This is a genomic window from Mucilaginibacter frigoritolerans (assembly GCF_007830615.1).
GTDB classification, from domain to species: domain Bacteria; phylum Bacteroidota; class Bacteroidia; order Sphingobacteriales; family Sphingobacteriaceae; genus Mucilaginibacter; species Mucilaginibacter frigoritolerans.
The window spans coordinates 62,555-80,771 of the sequence record NZ_VLLI01000006.1 but is presented as its reverse complement, the minus strand read 5'-3'; the positions used below and the strand labels follow the sequence as shown (position 1 = coordinate 80,771).

Below are 18,217 nucleotides of genomic sequence, written 5' to 3'. Positions count from 1 at the left end.
TGTGACACCCGGTACACGTGGCACATCTGGTAAACGCGGCACACTTGGTAAGGCAGTTAAATCAATATAAAAAAAGAGTAAAAAAAAGAAGCCCTAAGTTTTGTCTATCAAAAACTTAGGGCTTTATAAATAAAGTGGAGGCTTTTTAAGAAGCTATAGTATGTTTGTTTTGTTTTATGCCTAAGGCCATAACCTGTGCAGCAATGCTTTTGGCATCGTAACCGCAGTCTGCCCAAAGTTCGGGTTGGTCGCCGTGTTCAATAACCATATCGGGTATACCTAAACGCACAACCTGAAGCTGGTAGTTATTATCGGCCATAAATTCTAAAACGGCACTGCCCATTCCGCCCTCTAAACAACCATCTTCTACCGTAATTACCTTACTGAATTTTTTAAACACCTCGTGTAATAGGGCTTCATCAAGTGGTTTCACAAAACGAAGATCGTAGTGTGCAGGGTAATAACCCGCAGAGTTCAATTCTGCTGTAGCTTTTACAACTTCGTTGCCGATATGACCGATTGATAGTATGGCTACTTCTTCACCATCGCAAACTTTGCGTCCCTTACCAACTTTTATTGCTTTTAAAGGTCGTTGCCAGTCAACCATAACACCGTTACCGCGTGGATACCTGATTACAAATGGCCCCATATCGTCCTGCTGGGCAGTAAACATCAGGTTGCGCAATTCTTCCTCATTCATCGGTGCCGAAACAGTCATGTTTGGTATGCAACGCATAAACGCCAGATCATAGGCTCCATGATGCGTTGGTCCGTCAGCTCCGGCAATACCGGCTCTGTCTAAACAAAATACCACATTCAGGTTTTGAATAGCTACGTCATGTATTACCTGATCATAGGCCCGCTGCATAAAGCTGGAGTATATGTTACAGAAAGGAATTAGTCCTTGCGAAGCCAAGCCAGCCGAAAAAGTTACCGCATGCTGTTCTGCAATACCAACGTCAAAGGCGCGGTTAGGCATAGCCTTCATCATCAGGTTAAGCGAGCAGCCGGATGGCATAGCTGGGGTAATACCCATTATTTTAGGGTTCTGCTCTGCCAGTTCAATTATAGTATGACCAAAAACATCCTGGTATTTTGGAGGTTGTGGTTTTTCGTGCTTTGTCTTTTTAATTTCTCCGGTTATTTTATCAAACAAGCCGGGTGCATGCCATTTGGTTTGATCCTTTTCGGCTAATGCATAACCTTTACCTTTAACAGTAATGCAATGCAGTAATTTAGGCCCTGGTATATCTCTCAGGTCAGTTAATACTTTTACCAGGTGCTCAACATCATGCCCGTCAATCGGCCCAAAATACCTGAATTTTAATGCTTCAAAGAAATTGCTCTTTTTAAGCAGGGTTCCCTTAATGCTTTTTTCAAGTTTCTGAGCTATTTTAAACGCATCAGGGCCAATGGCTGATATCTTTGCAAGTACATGTGCAATATCATCTCTGAAGCGGTTGTAGGGCTTGGAAGTGGTTATGTCGGTTAAGTACTCTTTCAGCGCACCCACGTTAGGGTCAATAGACATATTATTGTCATTCAATATCACCAGCAGGTTAGAGTTTTCAATACCAGCATGGTTCAGCGCCTCAAAAGCCATACCTGCTGTCATCGCGCCATCGCCAATTACGGCTACGTGCTGTCTGTCGGTTTCGCCTTTATAGTGTGAGGCAACGGCCATACCCAAAGCTGCAGAAATAGAGGTAGAAGAGTGACCCACACCAAAAGTATCGTATTCGCTTTCAGAACGTTTTGGGAAACCGCTCATGCCTTTATAAACACGGTTGGTATGGAAAATATCACGGCGTCCGGTTAATATTTTATGCCCGTAAGCCTGGTGGCCAACATCCCAAACTAATTGGTCATAAGGCGTGTTCAAAACGTATTGCAAAGCAACTGTTAACTCCACTACACCCAGGCTGGCAGCAAAATGCCCACCGTTTACCGATACTACGTCAATTATATATTGTCTTAGTTCCTGGCAAACCTGTTTTAGTTCTTCAACTTTAAGTTGCTTTAAGTCAGATGGATAGTTTATTTTTTCTAATAAATGGCCTGCCGGTACCTGCATTGACATTTGGTAAATTATTTAACTTACAAATTACGGAAATTTATTAATAAAATAGGGATAAAACTTACTGAATAATTTTAGGAAGTGTTAACAACTTATTTGGCTTTAAATCATCAATCAGAATGAAATTTAAATTTTTCAACAATTAATATACTTTCAGCCACTTACAACAATTTAACTTTATTTTTGGGCTCTCATGGTTGAAGAAGGTTTTGAAATAAAATTACCCCAGTTTGAAGGTCCTTTTGACCTGCTGCTTTTTTTTATTGAAAGGGATGAACTGGAAATCCATGACATTCCTATTGCCCGTATTGCAGATGATTTTTTGAATTATATTCATCAAATGACTATCCTGAATATGGAGATTGCCAGTGAGTTCATTTTTGTGGCGGCTACTTTAATGCGTATTAAGGCAAAAATGCTGCTGCCGCGCTATGAAGCAGACCCTGATGCCGACCAAACCGATACGAGGGAAGATCTGATCCGTAAGCTAATAGAGTATAAGAAATTTAAGGAGATCTGCGAAGTCCTCCATCCCATGGAGGATGATCGGTTTAAGCAGGAAAAGCGGGGAAATATAAAATTTGACATAGAGCAAGCTGATGCGGTAGCTTTACCGGGGGAGGAACTATCAGAACTTAGTTTATATAAGCTAATGATGATGTACGGTAGACTGATGAAACGCTATCTGAGCAGGAGCGAGGAAGTGCATCATACCGTAGTGCAATATCCATACACTATTGAACAACAGAAAAAAGCTATAGAAAACCTGCTCAAGATTAACAAGATGATGGATTTTAAAGCGATAGCCGGCAACTCCGAAAATAAGGTGCATTTTGTTTACAACTTCCTGGCTGTTCTCGAAATGCTGCAACAAGAGATGATTGATATACAGATTGGCCTGGGCTATAATAACTTTTGGATCTCGAGCAAAGAGATTAGTGCTTAAATATAACTGGATAAGTCAGTCTTGTCAGTTTTTTCTAATCTCTAAGCACAAGCCACCGATCTCTAAACCAAAATCCTTAACTTAGCGCCGTTTTTAAATAATTATGAAAAGAGACAAATTGATTTTTAAGCTGTTGGATGAAGAGCAGCAACGCCAGGAAGAGGGCATTGAACTGATCGCATCTGAAAATTTTGTTAGCAAGCAGGTAATGGAAGCTGCAGGCTCTGTGGCAACCAATAAATATGCCGAAGGGCTACCGGGTAAGCGTTATTATGGCGGCTGCCAGGTAGTTGACGAAATTGAAACAATAGCTATTGAAAGAGCTAAACAATTATTTAATGCTGAGTGGGCAAACGTGCAACCGCACTCTGGTGCGCAGGCAAATGCTGCAGTAATGTTAGCGGTTTTACAGCCTGGCGATAAAATTTTGGGCTTTGATTTGTCGCACGGTGGTCACTTAACACATGGTTCAGCAGTAAACTTTTCAGGTAAATTATACGATCCGCACTTTTATGGTGTGAAAAAAGAAACTGGGCTGGTTGATTACGATCAGTTGAAAGAGGTTGCCTTACGCGAAAAACCAAAATTGATTATCTGCGGAGCTTCGGCTTATTCACGCGATTGGGATTATGAATTTATCCGTAAAGTTGCAGATGAGGTTGGTGCATTGGTTTTGGCCGATATATCACATCCAGCCGGCTTAATAGCACGTGGATTATTAAAAGATCCGCTTCCGCATTGTCACATTGTTACTACAACTACACATAAAACCTTGCGCGGCCCACGTGGTGGTATGATATTGCTGGGTAAAGATTTTGAAAACCCATGGGGTTTAAAAACGCCTAAAGGCGAGATCCGAATGATGTCGAACCTGCTGGATATGGCGGTATTCCCAGGCACACAAGGTGGCCCTTTGGAACATATTATTGCAGCAAAAGCAATTGCATTTGGTGAAGCTTTATCTGAAGATTATATGAAATATATCTTACAGGTAAAAAAGAATGGTGCTGCTATGGCCCAGGCATTTACTGATCGTGGTTATGAAATTGTTTCGGGGGGTACTGATAATCACTTGATATTGATTGATCTACGCAATAAAAATATAACCGGTAAAGCTGCCGAGAATGCTTTGGTGGCAGCTGATATTACTGCCAATAAAAACATGGTGCCTTATGATGACAAATCACCATTTGTTACCTCAGGAATCAGGGTGGGTACAGCAGCCATTACTACACGTGGTTTGAAGGAAAAACACATGGCCGAAATTGTGGAATTGATTGATGAGGTGTTGAGTAACCCAGAGGACGAGCATATGTTAAAAAAGGTACGTAAAAAAGTACACAAGTTAATGCACGATTTTCCGCTTTACCGTGATGGCGATATCGACTAATTAAAATTATTATACAAAAACAAACTAAGCGCTTAACGGCGCTTAATTTGTTTTATAGCATTAGTTTTGCTAAATTGTGCTGTTTTAAGTGCGTAACCTTTTAGTTATTAGTTACGTTTAACGGGGCGATTTGAAATTAATCTAAAAAACAATATAGTGGAAACGGGATTGAAAATAAATGTGCTTGTAGTTGATGATAACCAAATAAACAGGCTATTAATGAACAAGGTAATATCAAAATGGGGAGCAACTGCAGATTTTGCCGAAAACGGATTGCAGGCGGTGGAAAAAATCACCCAAAACCGTAATTACGATGTGGTATTAATGGATGTTTATATGCCTGAAATGGGCGGTATTGAAGCTACCCAGGTTATCCGTGCTAAAGACGAACCTTATTTTAAACAATTACCTATCATAGCTTTAACCGCTTCCATGCTGAGCACCGAAAGGGAACAGATTGATGCTGCCGGTATGAATGACTATGTATTAAAGCCCTTTGATCCTAAAGCTTTATTTGACAAACTAAGCGCATATCAGAAAGTATAACTGCGCTTAGCCTTAAATGTGCTGTGTTAAAAAACATTTTTAATCTGTAAATTTCTACTCCGCATAAGCTATGGTAGCTATACTGAGCTTTAAACCAGGTATTTTAAGTAAGCAAGTACCGCAGGCTTCCAATGTTGAACCGGTAGTTATTACATCATCAACTAATAAAACATGCTTATTAAGCAATTTCTCAGGTTTTTTTACTTCAAAAACCTCCAGCATATTCTCAAACCGCTCAAATCTGGATTTATGAGTTTGTGTTTCGGTAGCCTTCAATCTTATCAGGTTCTGATCATCAACTGTTCCTGTTAATTTTTCCGCAAGGCCTTCGGCAAAGCAGGTGCTTTGATTATATCCCCTTTGCTGCATCCTTTTTTTATGAAGAGGTACAGGTATAATAAAATCCACCGTATTAAAAATATCGTTTTTTATCAATTGCTCCCCGGCCATTTTTCCCAGCAAATGGCCAATCTGCTGCATTCCTTTATATTTAAACTGGTGCATCAGGTTTTGAACATTACCACCTTTGGCAAAGTAAAATAGGGTATAAGCAGCCTCAATAGGTATTTTACCCCAAAACTGACGGGCTACAATGTTATCGGGCTGTAAATGGAAATTAGTATAAGGTAAGTTATAAAGGCAACTGGTGCATATTAAATGCTCATTTGCCAATAGTGTTTCATGACATGCAGCGCAAAGCTCTGGAAATAATAGGGAAACAAAATCAGATAGATAACTGCGCTTCAAATTCATTTTATGAATTTAACACAGATTTTTGTTATTCCTAAACTTTTGCTTTTTCTTTTATGGCGAGTTGCCCACAGGCGGCATCAATATCTTTACCGCGGCTGCGACGCAAATGGGTATTAACGCCTTGCTTACGCAAGTAGTCGGCAAAAGCTTCCACCTTATCTTCGCCTGCGTTTATAAAGTTGGCAAATGAAATAGGATTATATTCAATAATATTTACTTTGCAGGGCAGGTGTTTGCAAAACTGGGCCAATTCTACAGCATCTTGTATGTTATCATTAACCCCGTCAAAAATAATATACTCGTACGTTACCGGGTTTTTTGTTTTGGCATAATAATATTTCAAAGCCTCGGCCAATGCTTTTAATGAGTTTTGCTCATTTATAGGCATTATAGTATTACGTTTCTCGTCATTGGCAGCATGTAACGATAATGCCAGGTTAAATTTCACATTATCGTCGCCCAGCTTTTTAATCATTTTGGCTATCCCGGCGGTTGATACCGTTATCCTTTTAGCTGCCATGTTAAGTCCGTCTTCAGACGTGATCCTGTCTATAGACTCCATTACATTTTTGTAGTTTAGCAGAGGCTCGCCCATGCCCATATAAACAATGTTTGAAAGCGGGGCACCATAGTTTTCCATGGCTTGCTGATTAATCAACACTACCTGGTCGTATATTTCGTCGGGATTTAAATTTCTTTTGCGTTCCATATAACCCGTGGCGCAAAATTTACAGGTTAAGCTGCAGCCCACTTGCGACGATACACAGGCCGTCATCCGGCCGGGAGTTGGAATTAAAACACCTTCAATTAAATGACTATCGTGTAAAATGAAAGAATTTTTTATAGTTTTATCGGCGCTAAACTGTGAGTTATTTATTTTAACATTATTGATGCTGAAATGATCATTGAGTTTAGTGCGCAGTTCTTTTGAAATATTACTCATCTCGTCGAAAGAAACGCAAGATTTTTTCCATAGCCACTCATAAACCTGCTTAGCCCTGAAACTTTTTTCATCCATTTGGATAAAACGTTCCTGCAAGGCGTCAAGGCTGAGGCCACGGATATCAATTTTTTCTTTTGCAATATTCACGATGCAAAAGTACGAAATAAAAAAAAACTATCTTTTAAAAGACATTCTTTTTATATTTAAAAACAATAACTAAAAGTTAATGGTTTTTAAATAAAGGTGCCATTTAATCGAAAACGTTACGACAAGTGTTAGTTATATCTTAATGAAAAGTTTTAAAGCCGATTACGTTTTTCCTGTTTGTGCCGATCCAATTAAGAATGGAATTGTTACTGTTGATGATAACGGTAAAATTTTATCAGTTACCGACCAAAATGCTCCTCCTCCGGTGGATGTGCCCATTGAACAATTGAGTGGTATATTATGCCCCGGATTTGTCAATACCCATTGCCATCTGGAACTTTCACATCTTAAAGATAAAGTTAAACAACATACCGGCTTGGTTAATTTTATAACGGATGTTCAAAAATTCAGAGGTGCTGAAAGTAGCATGGTTTTAGATGCTGCTCAAAAAGCTGATATGGAAATGTATGAAAATGGCATTGTTGCCGTTGGCGATATATCCAATAGCAACATAAGCATCAAACCTAAAACAGCCAGTAAACTATACTATCATAGTTTTATTGAAACCTTTAGTTTTTTGCCGGCGCGGGCATCAGATACGTTCAATAATGCTTTACAGCTATTGAATGAATTTAAGCCGTTGTCATGCTCCATTACGCCGCACGCACCTTATTCTGTTTCGAAAGAGCTTTTTAAGCTCATCCAAAAACATTCAGAAGTTGGGCATAATTTAATCAGCATCCACAACCAGGAGTGTGATGATGAAAATAAGTTTTTCAGATATAAATTAGGCAGTTTTAATGACCTTTATGCTTCATTCGGCATTGATATTAGCTTTTTTAAGCCACAGGCCCGTAATTCAGTACAAACTATAATTCCTTTATTAACTGATAAACAGGAGATTTTATTGGTTCATAATACCTGCACCAATCTGAAGGATATTTACTTTATAAAGCGTTTTGACCGTAAAATAAATTTTTGTTTTTGCCCAAATGCTAATTTGTATATCGAAAATAAGCTGCCTAAAATTGAGCTTTTTATAGGGCAAGGATATAACATAACCCTGGGTACCGATAGCCTTGCTTCTAATACCAAACTATGTATTTTAAGCGAGATGCGAACTATTCAGGAAAAATTTCCGTTGGTGAGCACAGCTCAGCTTATTGAATGGGGAACCATCAACGGCGCCCGTTTTTTAGGTATTGATGACGAAAAAGGCACACTTGAAGCGGGCAAAACACCGGGATTGAATCTTATATCAGGTCTTGATGGTTTAAAAATAACACCGGAGACTAAAGTGAAAAAGTTGATTTAATTTTAATAATTTTCACCCCAATCAACTCATACATGACTAAACACATCGACATCATAATAAAAGGTAAAGTGCAGGGCGTGCATTACCGTGCGTCAACCAAAGCTGTTGCTGATCAGCTGGGGGTTAAAGGGTATATTAAAAATGAGAACAATGGCGATGTGGTTATAGCTGCCGAAGGAGATAATGTTTCTCTCGAAATGTTTTTGGACTGGTGCAACGAGGGTCCCCAGGATGCTGAAGTAACTTCTGTTGAAACTAATGAAGGCGAATTAAAAAACTATCGTAATTTTGAAATCGTAAAAAAGAGCTTGTAATAAGCTCTGTGGCCGGAGCCTTAAGTTCATAGTCTTTATTTACAAAAGGCTATGGGCCTAGAACTAACCACTTAATAAAAGATTATCCATTGTCAACCGCTAAAAAATTCGCCGGGCAAACTGCCGTATATGGTATAAGTACTATCGCTGGCCGTGTATTAAGCTTTTTCCTTACACCCGTTTATACCAAGGCTTATGCAACTGGGGTTTACGGTATTTTAACTACCATGTACAGTTGGTCGTCCATTTTGAATGCCATAATGGCTTTTGGAATGGAAACCACATTTTTCAGGTATCTAAGCAAGTATCCTGATAATAAAGCAAAGGTGTACAACAATGCCTTTGCCACAGTATTTTTTATTACTATACTTTTTGTGCTGTGTACCTTGCCTTTTATAAGTCATATTGCCGAATTTATAAGAGTTGGTAATGATTCATCTCAAAATGATTTCGGGCGCTTTATCCTCTACTTCATCGCCATTTTAATTATTGATGCCTGGTGTGTTATTCCTTTTGCTAAGCTGCGTGCCGAAAACAGACCCGGGCGTTTTGGTACTATTAAGTTTATTAATGTGCTTATTTATATAGCGCTCAACCTGATTTTTATTTGGGGATTGCCTTTTTGGACTAAGCACCACTTACCAGCAACGCAATGGATAAACAGCTGGTATGTAAAAGGCTGGGTAGGGTATGTGTTTTTATCAAACCTGGTTTCGAGCGCAATAACGCTATTGATGCTGATTCCTGAATTTTCAAAAATAAGGTTAAAGCTGGATGTTAAAATGCTGCTGGAAATGTTTACCTATAGCTGGCCGGTTTTAATTGCCAATATATCATTCATCATTAATGAAAATTTAGATAAGCTGCTACTAGGTAAACTTTTACCTCAAAACATTAGTGCTCATGAAGTAGGTATTTACGGAGCTTGTGCCAAAATATCGCTGTTCCTCAGTATATTCATTCAAGCCTTCAGGCTGGGTGCCGAGCCTTTCTTTTTTAGTCATGCCAAAAACAAGAATGCCGGCCAAACCTACGCCCGCATTATGGATTATTTTGTGATTACCGTTTGTGTGATATTTATTGGTTTGATAGCTAATATTGAGATCTTCAAATATTTTATCCCGAATAAAAGCTATTGGGTTGGCTTGCCGGTGGTACCACCGCTGGTGTTTGGATATGTTAGTTTAGGTATTTATATGAACCTTTCTGTTTGGTATAAACTATCTGATCAAACTAAATATGGCTTATACATATCAGGGGTGGGCGCCATTTTAACTATTGTATTAAATGTATTGTTCATACCCAAATACAGTTATATGGCATCGGCATGGGTATCATTAATAGCTTATGCAACAATGATGGTGTTATCCTATGTATGGGGACAAAGAAATTATCCAATTCCTTATAATCTTAAAAAGAATCTTATTTATATCATATCTTCAATAGTTATCGTTTATTTATCATTCAGTATTTTTAAGCGGAATTTATTTGCAGGGAATATACTGTTGTTAATATTTATATCAGTTGCAGGATATTTTGAGTGGAAGAATTTAAAAGCTATTTTTATTAAGGCATGATGAATATCAAGATCATTAACAGATCAGAAAATAGTTTACCGGCATATGAAACCTTGCACGCTGCTGGAATGGATTTGCGGGCTAATGTGCAGGAAGCCGTTTTACTAAAGCCAATGGAGCGTAAGCTAGTTCCAACAGGTTTGTCTATTGAATTACCGGAAGGTTTTGAAGCACAAATTCGCCCACGTAGTGGCTTAGCTTTTAAGCATGGTATCGGAATAGTAAATTCGCCTGGAACAATTGATGCTGATTATAGGGGAGAGATAAAAGTATTGCTCATCAATTTTTCGGACCAGGTATTTGAAATAAATACCGGCGACCGAATAGCCCAGATGGTTATTGCCAAACACGAAAAAATAAACTGGGAACAGGTAGAAGTATTAAATGAAACTTTGCGCGGCGCAGGTGGTTATGGACATACAGGAATAGGATAAAATACAATTTACAAGCGCAAAAAACAACATAATGGCCATTCAAAAGTCAGGGCGTAATACACAATTATTAAGCATAAAAGCAGGTAAAGCTTTTACTGCCTCGGTTATTATTGCTTTTTCTTTTTTAATAAGTGAACAGGTTATTGCCCAGAATGATAAAAAAGCCAATTCGGCTATTATCGTTGTTGGCAAACCCATGAGCAATATGGATAGTGCCATGGTTAAGCAGGTTTACTTTTCAGCGCTGAGAGAGAAAACTGTCGAGAATTTTTCATTGGCTACAGAGTTATTTAATAAAGTAATACAAATGGACCCAGCAAATGATGCCGCTATGTATGAACTGGCCAACCTTAAAAAGCAAAAAAATAATTACGAAGAAGCACAACAACTGTTAGAAAAAGCAATTACCGTTAATCAGGATAATGAATGGTACTGGTTATCACTTGCTGACTGTTACGAAAAAAGCAATGATGTAAGTAAGCTGGAAAACGTTTTTAATGAGTTAATAAGAATAAACCCTGATAAACCGGATTATTATTATGACAAAGCCAACGTGTATTTTTTGCAAAAAAGATATGATGAAGCTTTAAAGGTTTATGACCAGTTGGAACTAATAATAGGGCCGGATGATGACCTGTTGGCTAATCGCCAGAAAATATATTTGAAACAAGGTAAGGTTGACCTGGCTGCTCAACAATTAGATAAAATGATTGACGCCAATCCATCACAGATAAAATATTACCTGTTTTTATCCGAACTGTATAATGCAAACGGCTTTGCCGATAAGGCACTTAAGGTATTACAAACAGCCGAAAAAATCTCCCCTGATAATGGATTGGTGCACCTTGCATTGGCCGATATTTACAGGGATAAAAAAGATTATGAAGCCAGTTATGATCAGCTTTCATTTGCATTTGCCATTCCAGATATTGATATCAACCAAAAAATAAAAATTGTTTTAGGCTACCTGCCTAAATTTCCAGATCCTGATGCAAAGGCCAGCGCATTGGAACTAAGCCGGATTCTTACAGTTGCCCATTCAAATGATGCCCGTGCTTATGCTATTTATGGGGATATGCTGTTGCAAAACGATAAAGTGACCGAGGCTAAAGCAATGTATCAGAAATCAATATCGCTTAATAGCCAGGTTTATGAGGTGCAGGAGCAACTGGTTCGTATTGAATTGGGCAGTAATGACCTTGATGGTGCCATTAAAGATGGTGAATACTCTTTATCGCTTTTCCCAAACCAGGCCTGGATGAACTATCTGGTGGGTATTGCATGGCTGCAAAAAAAAGACTCGCATAAGGCTTTATCTTATATAAAAAATGCAACCTCACTTGAGTTTCAGGACAAGGACCTGCTTTCACAAAGCTATTCATCACTGGGCGATTGCTATCATGATTTGAAAGACAATAAAAACTCTGATGATGCCTATGATAAGGCCCTTTCTTATAATCCGGATAACGTATTTACATTAAATAACTATGCCTATTACTTATCAGTAAGGGGCGAACACCTGGATAAGGCAGCAGCGATGTCCAAACATTCAAATGATTTACAGCCAAGCAATGCTTCGTTTGAAGATACTTACGCATGGATTTTATTTAAACAAAAGGATTACGCCACTGCAAAACAATGGATGGAAAAAGCCCTTACTGATGATAAAGCTATCAGTGCTGTAAAATTAGAGCATTATGGAGATATTCTGTTTTACCTGGGTAATATTGACGACGCTGTTGAAAACTGGAAAAAAGCCAAAGCAAACGGTGGTAAATCGCCTTTTTTAGAACAAAAGATAAATGAGAAGAAATACGTTGAATAAAGATTTGTATAACTATTTTTCAAGTTATATAAAGCTATTTACAGTTTGTTTATTGTTATTGATTGTAAGCTGCAAAGCAAAAAAACAGCTGGTGATAAAACGGCCAGTAGGAGATAGCACCACAAAGGCAGTTGATACTAAATTGGTGAAAATAAATGCAATTAAGGCGGCTCAAACCAATTTTGATACCTTTTCAGGCAAGGCCCGCACCAAACTAAACATTAATGGAGAAAGTAATGATGTTACGCTAAATATCCGCATTAAACGCGACCAAAAAATATGGGTTTCAATAACCGCTATAGCCGGTATTGAAGTTGCCCGTGCTTTAATTACTCCGGATAGTGTTTTGCTGATTAACCGACTTCAGAGTGAGTATGTTAAACAACCTTTCAGCTATTTAAATAGGCTTGCCGGTAATCAGGTAAACTACAAAACAATTGAATCATTGTTGATTGGTAACGCCATTCCTGAATTACTAAATGAAAATGCCGATTTTATAACAACTAACGGCATCACTACCATAAATGGCAACCTGCAGGATGTTGTTTATAAGCTTTTGCTTGGTGCCGATATGAAAGTTAATCAAACTGATTTGGACAATCAGAATGCTTCACAATCTTTAAAAGTGATTGATAGTGTGTATGTGCAGGCAGGCACCAGAATCGTGCCATCACAAATAGATATATCATCAATAGTAAAAGATAAAAAAATACTGGTTAATTTGCATTACGTTAAAGTTGATTTTGACCAGGCACTTGATTTTCCTTTTAGCATTCCTTCAAGGTACAATCCCGCAAAAATAAATTAACATATTTAAGAGTATTAAAAATAAAGGCAAAGCCTGCGTTAAACGAGTTTAAATAAAAGATGAGATTTTTAAAAGTACTATTCCTTTTAATATTTGTTTTTGCTGCCTTTGCTGCTCATGCACAAAGCAGTGCTGAACTAAAACATCAGCGGGAAGAACTCACCAAACAGCTGGAAGAGCTTAATCACGAATACCAGGAAACGGTAAATAATAAAAAAGCTACTTTAAAGCAGCTAAATTTATTAAAGCAACAGATAGGACTGAGGGAGGAAAAAATTAAAAATATAAATTCCGAAGTGCATAACCTGGATAACCAGATATCCGAGAGTAATAACTTTGTCCACAACCTGCAAAGCCAGTTAACCCAGTTAAAAAAAGAGTACGCTGCAATGGTTCTTTTCACCTATCGTAATCAAAGTGCTTATAATAAGTTGATGTTTATTTTTGCGGCTAAAGACTTTAACCAGGCTTACAAACGTTTAAAATATTTACAGCAGATAGGAACTTACCGTGAGCGCCAGGCCGGTTACATACAGGAAACCCAAACAGAGCTGCACGTAAAGATTGATGAGCTGGACAAAAGTAAAAAGGAGAAAAATAATTTATTAATTGATCAGGAAAAGGAAAAGGAAACGCTTGGCGTTGAAAAGAATAACCAGGTACAGGTAGTAGCTGATTTATCGAAACATGAGGGGATGCTTAAACAGCAGCAGCAGGATGTTCAGAAAAAGATAGCTAAGACCAACAGAGAGATTAATGCAGCTATACGCAGAGAAATTGAAGAGGCCAGACGCAAGGCCGAAGAACAGGCAAGAGCAGAGCAAAGAGCTGCGGAAGCAAAAGCGAAAGCCGAAAATAAAGAAGTGGCAGTAATTCCCAAAGTTCGGGCTATTACAAAGAATTCAACTACCAGCGAAGTTTTGAACGCTACTCCTGAGGCAGCTAAATTATCAAGTGACTTTTTAGGAAACCGTGGAGCATTGCCATGGCCGGTAACAAATGGAAGTGTGAAACAGGGTTTTGGGATATATACTGATAATGAAGGCATTAAAAACGAAAGCTACGGATGGGACATTAAAACTAATCCTGGTGCTTCTGTAAGGGCAGTATTCCAGGGGCAGGTTACACGGATTTCAAACGTTAGTGGCACATTTTTAGTGGTAATAAAACACGGGGAATATTTTACAGCTTACTCAAACTTGAGGTCATATACTGTAAAAGAAGGTCAAAAAGTAAGTACCAAAGAGGTTATTGGTACTGTAGCAACTGATGCAACAACAGGCGAAGCCATTGTTACGTTTGATTTATACAAAGGTATGACACCAGTTAACCCTAGAATTTGGCTTGCACCAAACTAGTTTTAAATATATTAATTTTTTATTCTCTATATTTGTAGATTAAATTAAAAAAGATGCATAGTTCAGTTCTTTTATTTTTTAGCAACCTCTTTTCCACAGACATGGTAATAATTATATTTATTGCTCTGTTGCTTTTTGGTGGCGAAAAGCTTCCTGAAATAGCACGTGGATTGGGAAAGGGTATTCGTGATTTTAAAGACGCATCTGAAGGGGTAAAGCGTGAAATTAATAACCAGATAAATAGTTTTGAAGAAAAGAGAGAAGAGAAGAAGCTGGATGAAGCTGCAATAGCACATCAGCAGCAACCTGTTCAGGATCAATCTTCATCAATTGCTGAATCTGGAGCAGCTGGTATTATTCGACCGGCAATAAATTCAATACCTGTAGGTGATACTCATTATAGCCAGCCATCAGATACTGGGGCTGATGATACTAAAGTATCGCATACAGAACATGTGTCAGAAAGCCATAGTAATGTACCGGATAGTAATACCGGAACATCACACAGTTAAATTAATCAATAATTCAAAGTAACAATTAACCATATATAAAAAATTTAAATCATGGGACTATTAGAACCGCAGCACATTATTTTAATCTTGTTAGTACTTGTGTTGTTTTTTGGAGGTAAAAAAATTCCTGAATTAATGAAAGGCCTGGGCAAGGGGATGAAAGAGTTTAAAGATGCTCAAAATGGCGAAAGTAGCAGTACTAATAATAATACTACCACAACCACCACAACTACTCCTACTTCAACTCCGGAAGAAAAGCCTAAAGCTTAATTTTAAGCAGGATAATTTTTTATTCTTTTTAGAAAAAAATCATATTATAAACTTATCTGTTGATATTTTACATTTCAACGGATAAGTTTTTTATTTTAGCCCCATGACTAAATCTTTTAACTCTTTAACTGAAATAAAGAGAGAGATTGCAATTGGAGGTGTTACAGTTGAGAAACTGGTTAAAGGCTATCTGAATAAAATTGCTTCGAATACTCACTTAAACGCTTTTAATGAAGTGTTTGAAAACGATGCGCTTGAAAGCGCGCGTAATGTTGATTTACGTATACAACAAGGCACAGCCGGTAAACTTGCCGGTATGGTTATTGCCATTAAAGATAATATCTGCTACAAGGGGCACAAAGTAAGTGCATCATCTAAAATTTTAGAAGGCTTCACTTCCATTTATTCATCAACGATTGTTGAACGTTTGCTGGCAGAAGATGCAGTTATTATAGCCCGTTGTAACTGTGATGAATTTGGGATGGGGGCATCAAACGAAAACTCTCATTTTGGACCGGTAAAAAACTTTGCAGATGAAACCCGGGTAGCCGGTGGTTCTTCAGGCGGTTCTGCAGTGGCAGTGCAGGCGGGTATGTGCCATGCCGCAATAGGTACCGATACGGGTGGTTCAGTAAGGCAGCCTGCTTCATTTTGCGGCATAATTGGATTAAAACCTACATATGGACGCATTTCAAGGCATGGAATTATTGCCTATGCTTCATCATTTGACCAGGTTGGGCCAATAACAAAATCGGTTGAAGATGCTGCCCTGCTGTTAGAAGTTATGGCGGGTACCGATGAATATGATAGTACATTAGCAAATATTACTGTCCCTGCATTTGCTGAGAATATAAAAAAGCCGGGCCCTAAAAAGATTGCTTATTTGCAGGAGGCATTATCAAGCCCAGGTGTTGACCCGGATGTTAAAAGCACGCTTGTTGAATATATTGATAAACTCCGTGCTGATGGGCATACGGTTAAACCCATTGCTTTTGAATACCTGGATTATATAGTACCAACTTATTATATTTTGGCAATGGCCGAAGCATCATCCAATCTTTCCAGATATGATGGTGTGCATTATGGGTATCGTAGCCCTGCTGCTACAGATTTGGTATCAACCTATAAAAAATCACGTTCTGAAGGATTTGGTAAAGAAGTGAAGCGCCGTATAATGCTCGGTACATTTGTATTAAGCGCTGGTTATTACGACGCTTATTTTGCCAAGGCCCAAAAAGTACGTCGTTTAATACGCGAAAAAACGGATTCAATATTAAAGGAATATGATTTTATACTCATTCCTACAGCCCCTGAACCTGCTCCACCGTTGGGCAAAAAAGAAAAAGATCCGGTAACAACGTATCTTGCTGACATATTTACCGTACAAGCATCTTTAACAGGTGCACCCGCAATTTCTTTGCCTGCAGGCAATAATAGCAAAGGATTGCCGTTAGGTTTACAATTATTAACACGACATTTTGAAGAACAGGAATTACTGGATTTTTCCAAATATTTCCTTGAGCTATAAAAAGTTAATATATTAGTAAGTTGGTGACGTAGGCGTATTATTGGTTTAAACCCCTTAAAGAATGAAGAGATTATTTACTTTAATTATCTGTTTTTTATCGTTACAAATCGTTAAGGCTTCTCCTTCTTTTACCCCGGCAGCAAACTCTCTGGTGTATGGCGATAATCTGTTAAACATTGCTCAAAATCTTACCAGCAACTATCAGGATACCATAGTCGTTCCGGTGGTTAATCAACCGGCCCCCTTAACGTCACAAAGTGGTGTATTTAAGCGTCGCTTGGATTCCATCAAAAAAGATATCCAGTTAGATTATAATGAGTATGTACAAAGTTATATTGACATTTATGCACATAATCGGGATGAGATGGGACATGTGCTGGGTTTAACCAAGTATTATTTCCCCATCTACGAAAAAGCCTTTCATGATGCGGGTATCCCTGATGAAATTAAATACTTATCCATCGTTGAATCAAAGCTTGATCCTTATGCTGTTTCGCGCGTAGGTGCCACAGGCCCATGGCAATTTATGTTTACTACAGGTAAACTATACGGTTTAAATATTGATGATTATATTGATGAGCGCCGTGATCCGGTACAAGCCAGTTATGCAGCAGCTGCTTATTTGAAAGATGCTTACGAAGAATTTGGCGACTGGCTGTTAGCCATTGCATCTTATAACTGTGGCAAGAGCAATGTTGAACATGCTATTGATAAAGCAGGCGGAACTGGTGATTTTTGGACAATCCGTCAATATTTACCTGTTGAAACACGTGGTTATGTTCCTGCATTTATTGCGGTGGCTTACATCATGAACTATTATAACAAGCTGAACATTATTCCGCAGCCTTGTAATTTCGCCTTAAAAACAGATACGGTTCTGGTAAACAAATACGTATCGCTGGGTTCAGTTGCACAGGTTTTAAATATAGATGTTAAAGATTTAGCCAATTTAAATCCTGCTTATAAAAGACAAATTATTAACGGCACTGATAAATTGCCGCGCCGGTTAATAATACCTCAAATTGATAAGGAGAAATATAGTGCATTATACGAAACCTTAAATAACAGTAACCTGGTACCTACAGCGCCAAAAAGTTTTTATGCGCCTTATACAGCAAAGAAAGAAGAAGATATTCCATCCTATCACAAAGTAAAAAGAGGTGAAACACTTGGTGATATAGCTGATACTTATGGTATTGAATTGCACGATCTGAAAGCATGGAATCATTTACATAGTGGCAAAGCTGTGGTTGGACAAAGGTTGCGATTAAAAGAAAATGCTGATTTATCTGCAGAGAAGCCTTCTTTGAAAAATCACGATGGCTATATAACCTACAAAGTTAAAGCAGGCGATACATTAAGCAGTATTGCATCAAAATTTGAAGGAGCTTCTGTGGAAAAGATAAGATCAATGAATGGCCTAAAGAAAAACCGCCTTCAGCCCGGAATGACAATCAAAATAAGCAAAGGTTAG

Annotated in this window: 17 protein-coding genes; 14 read left to right on the top strand and 3 right to left on the bottom strand. The window is 38.3% G+C overall.

What is annotated here, in order from left to right:
• Nucleotides 1–145: 145 nt before the first annotated feature.
• The gene (gene dxs / locus JN11_RS11175; protein ID WP_144912957.1) at nucleotides 146–2,074 is read right to left on the bottom strand and encodes a 1-deoxy-D-xylulose-5-phosphate synthase; all 1,929 of its coding nucleotides are present in this window, start codon (nucleotides 2,072–2,074) and stop codon (nucleotides 146–148) included.
• A gap of 196 nt (nucleotides 2,075–2,270) precedes the next feature.
• Between dxs and JN11_RS11170 the strand changes: the two genes are divergently transcribed.
• From JN11_RS11170 to JN11_RS11160, 3 genes are all read left to right on the top strand, one after another.
• A complete protein-coding gene (locus JN11_RS11170; protein WP_144912582.1) occupies nucleotides 2,271–3,023 on the top strand; it encodes a segregation and condensation protein A in 753 nt (250 codons plus the stop codon).
• Between the two features lie 103 nt (nucleotides 3,024–3,126).
• Nucleotides 3,127–4,413 carry a serine hydroxymethyltransferase gene (locus tag JN11_RS11165; protein ID WP_144912580.1) on the top strand — a complete coding sequence of 429 codons (1,287 nt, stop codon included), beginning with the start codon at nucleotides 3,127–3,129 and terminating at the stop codon, nucleotides 4,411–4,413.
• A 156-nt stretch (nucleotides 4,414–4,569) separates the two neighbouring features.
• Nucleotides 4,570–4,959: a response regulator gene (locus JN11_RS11160; protein WP_317131269.1), complete on the top strand. Its 390-nt coding sequence runs from the start codon at nucleotides 4,570–4,572 to the stop codon at nucleotides 4,957–4,959.
• Nucleotides 4,960–5,013: 54 nt separating this feature from the next.
• Here JN11_RS11160 and JN11_RS11155 read toward each other — a convergent pair whose 3' ends face one another.
• Together JN11_RS11155 and rlmN are read right to left on the bottom strand one after the other, a co-directional pair.
• Entirely contained in the window at nucleotides 5,014–5,712 is a 699-nt protein-coding gene (locus JN11_RS11155; protein ID WP_144912577.1) for a ComF family protein, read from the bottom strand.
• A gap of 31 nt (nucleotides 5,713–5,743) precedes the next feature.
• A complete protein-coding gene (gene rlmN, locus JN11_RS11150; RefSeq protein WP_144912575.1) occupies nucleotides 5,744–6,802 on the bottom strand; it encodes a 23S rRNA (adenine(2503)-C(2))-methyltransferase RlmN in 1,059 nt (352 codons plus the stop codon).
• A 142-nt stretch (nucleotides 6,803–6,944) separates the two neighbouring features.
• Between rlmN and JN11_RS11145 the strand changes: the two genes are divergently transcribed.
• The 11 genes from JN11_RS11145 to JN11_RS11095 all read left to right on the top strand — a co-directional run bounded on the left by JN11_RS11145 (nucleotide 6,945) and on the right by JN11_RS11095 (nucleotide 18,217).
• Nucleotides 6,945–8,117, top strand: coding sequence for an amidohydrolase family protein (locus JN11_RS11145; protein ID WP_144912574.1), 1,173 nt, complete (start codon nucleotides 6,945–6,947; stop codon nucleotides 8,115–8,117).
• A 32-nt stretch (nucleotides 8,118–8,149) separates the two neighbouring features.
• Nucleotides 8,150–8,431: an acylphosphatase gene (locus tag JN11_RS11140; RefSeq protein WP_144912572.1), complete on the top strand. Its 282-nt coding sequence runs from the start codon at nucleotides 8,150–8,152 to the stop codon at nucleotides 8,429–8,431.
• Between the two features lie 89 nt (nucleotides 8,432–8,520).
• Nucleotides 8,521–10,008 (top strand): oligosaccharide flippase family protein, encoded by a 1,488-nt coding sequence (locus JN11_RS11135; protein ID WP_144912570.1) that lies wholly within the window; start codon nucleotides 8,521–8,523, stop codon nucleotides 10,006–10,008.
• The gene (dut, locus tag JN11_RS11130; protein ID WP_144912956.1) at nucleotides 10,008–10,442 is read left to right on the top strand and encodes a dUTP diphosphatase; all 435 of its coding nucleotides are present in this window, start codon (nucleotides 10,008–10,010) and stop codon (nucleotides 10,440–10,442) included. The genes JN11_RS11135 and dut overlap by 1 nt, the downstream gene beginning before the upstream one ends.
• A 31-nt stretch (nucleotides 10,443–10,473) precedes the next feature.
• Nucleotides 10,474–12,267, top strand: coding sequence for a tetratricopeptide repeat protein (locus JN11_RS11125; RefSeq protein WP_144912569.1), 1,794 nt, complete (start codon nucleotides 10,474–10,476; stop codon nucleotides 12,265–12,267).
• A 91-nt stretch (nucleotides 12,268–12,358) separates the two neighbouring features.
• Nucleotides 12,359–13,075, top strand: a complete 717-nt coding sequence (locus tag JN11_RS11120) for a DUF4292 domain-containing protein (protein WP_170227742.1) — start codon at nucleotides 12,359–12,361, stop codon at nucleotides 13,073–13,075.
• 59 nt (nucleotides 13,076–13,134) lie between these two features.
• Nucleotides 13,135–14,433 carry a murein hydrolase activator EnvC family protein gene (locus tag JN11_RS11115; RefSeq protein WP_144912565.1) on the top strand — a complete coding sequence of 433 codons (1,299 nt, stop codon included), beginning with the start codon at nucleotides 13,135–13,137 and terminating at the stop codon, nucleotides 14,431–14,433.
• A 101-nt stretch (nucleotides 14,434–14,534) separates the two neighbouring features.
• Nucleotides 14,535–14,945: a twin-arginine translocase TatA/TatE family subunit gene (locus tag JN11_RS11110; protein WP_246138992.1), complete on the top strand. Its 411-nt coding sequence runs from the start codon at nucleotides 14,535–14,537 to the stop codon at nucleotides 14,943–14,945.
• 51 nt (nucleotides 14,946–14,996) lie between these two features.
• Nucleotides 14,997–15,215: a twin-arginine translocase TatA/TatE family subunit gene (gene tatA / locus JN11_RS11105; protein ID WP_144912562.1), complete on the top strand. Its 219-nt coding sequence runs from the start codon at nucleotides 14,997–14,999 to the stop codon at nucleotides 15,213–15,215.
• A gap of 103 nt (nucleotides 15,216–15,318) precedes the next feature.
• Nucleotides 15,319–16,743: an Asp-tRNA(Asn)/Glu-tRNA(Gln) amidotransferase subunit GatA gene (gene gatA / locus JN11_RS11100; RefSeq protein ID WP_144912560.1), complete on the top strand. Its 1,425-nt coding sequence runs from the start codon at nucleotides 15,319–15,321 to the stop codon at nucleotides 16,741–16,743.
• A gap of 61 nt (nucleotides 16,744–16,804) precedes the next feature.
• Nucleotides 16,805–18,217, top strand: a complete 1,413-nt coding sequence (locus JN11_RS11095) for a lytic transglycosylase domain-containing protein (RefSeq protein WP_144912558.1) — start codon at nucleotides 16,805–16,807, stop codon at nucleotides 18,215–18,217.

Coding starts and splice junctions, on each gene's coding strand:
- dut (WP_144912956.1), top strand. CDS start 10,008: ATGAATATCAAGATCATTAACAGATCAGAAAATAGTTTACCGGCATAT.
- JN11_RS11155 (WP_144912577.1), bottom strand. CDS start 5,712: ATGAATTTGAAGCGCAGTTATCTATCTGATTTTGTTTCCCTATTATTT.
- gatA (WP_144912560.1), top strand. CDS start 15,319: ATGACTAAATCTTTTAACTCTTTAACTGAAATAAAGAGAGAGATTGCA.
- JN11_RS11115 (WP_144912565.1), top strand. CDS start 13,135: ATGAGATTTTTAAAAGTACTATTCCTTTTAATATTTGTTTTTGCTGCC.
- JN11_RS11165 (WP_144912580.1), top strand. CDS start 3,127: ATGAAAAGAGACAAATTGATTTTTAAGCTGTTGGATGAAGAGCAGCAA.
- JN11_RS11145 (WP_144912574.1), top strand. CDS start 6,945: ATGAAAAGTTTTAAAGCCGATTACGTTTTTCCTGTTTGTGCCGATCCA.
- JN11_RS11140 (WP_144912572.1), top strand. CDS start 8,150: ATGACTAAACACATCGACATCATAATAAAAGGTAAAGTGCAGGGCGTG.
- JN11_RS11170 (WP_144912582.1), top strand. CDS start 2,271: ATGGTTGAAGAAGGTTTTGAAATAAAATTACCCCAGTTTGAAGGTCCT.
- JN11_RS11110 (WP_246138992.1), top strand. CDS start 14,535: ATGGTAATAATTATATTTATTGCTCTGTTGCTTTTTGGTGGCGAAAAG.
- dxs (WP_144912957.1), bottom strand. CDS start 2,074: ATGCAGGTACCGGCAGGCCATTTATTAGAAAAAATAAACTATCCATCT.
- JN11_RS11095 (WP_144912558.1), top strand. CDS start 16,805: ATGAAGAGATTATTTACTTTAATTATCTGTTTTTTATCGTTACAAATC.
- tatA (WP_144912562.1), top strand. CDS start 14,997: ATGGGACTATTAGAACCGCAGCACATTATTTTAATCTTGTTAGTACTT.
- JN11_RS11125 (WP_144912569.1), top strand. CDS start 10,474: ATGGCCATTCAAAAGTCAGGGCGTAATACACAATTATTAAGCATAAAA.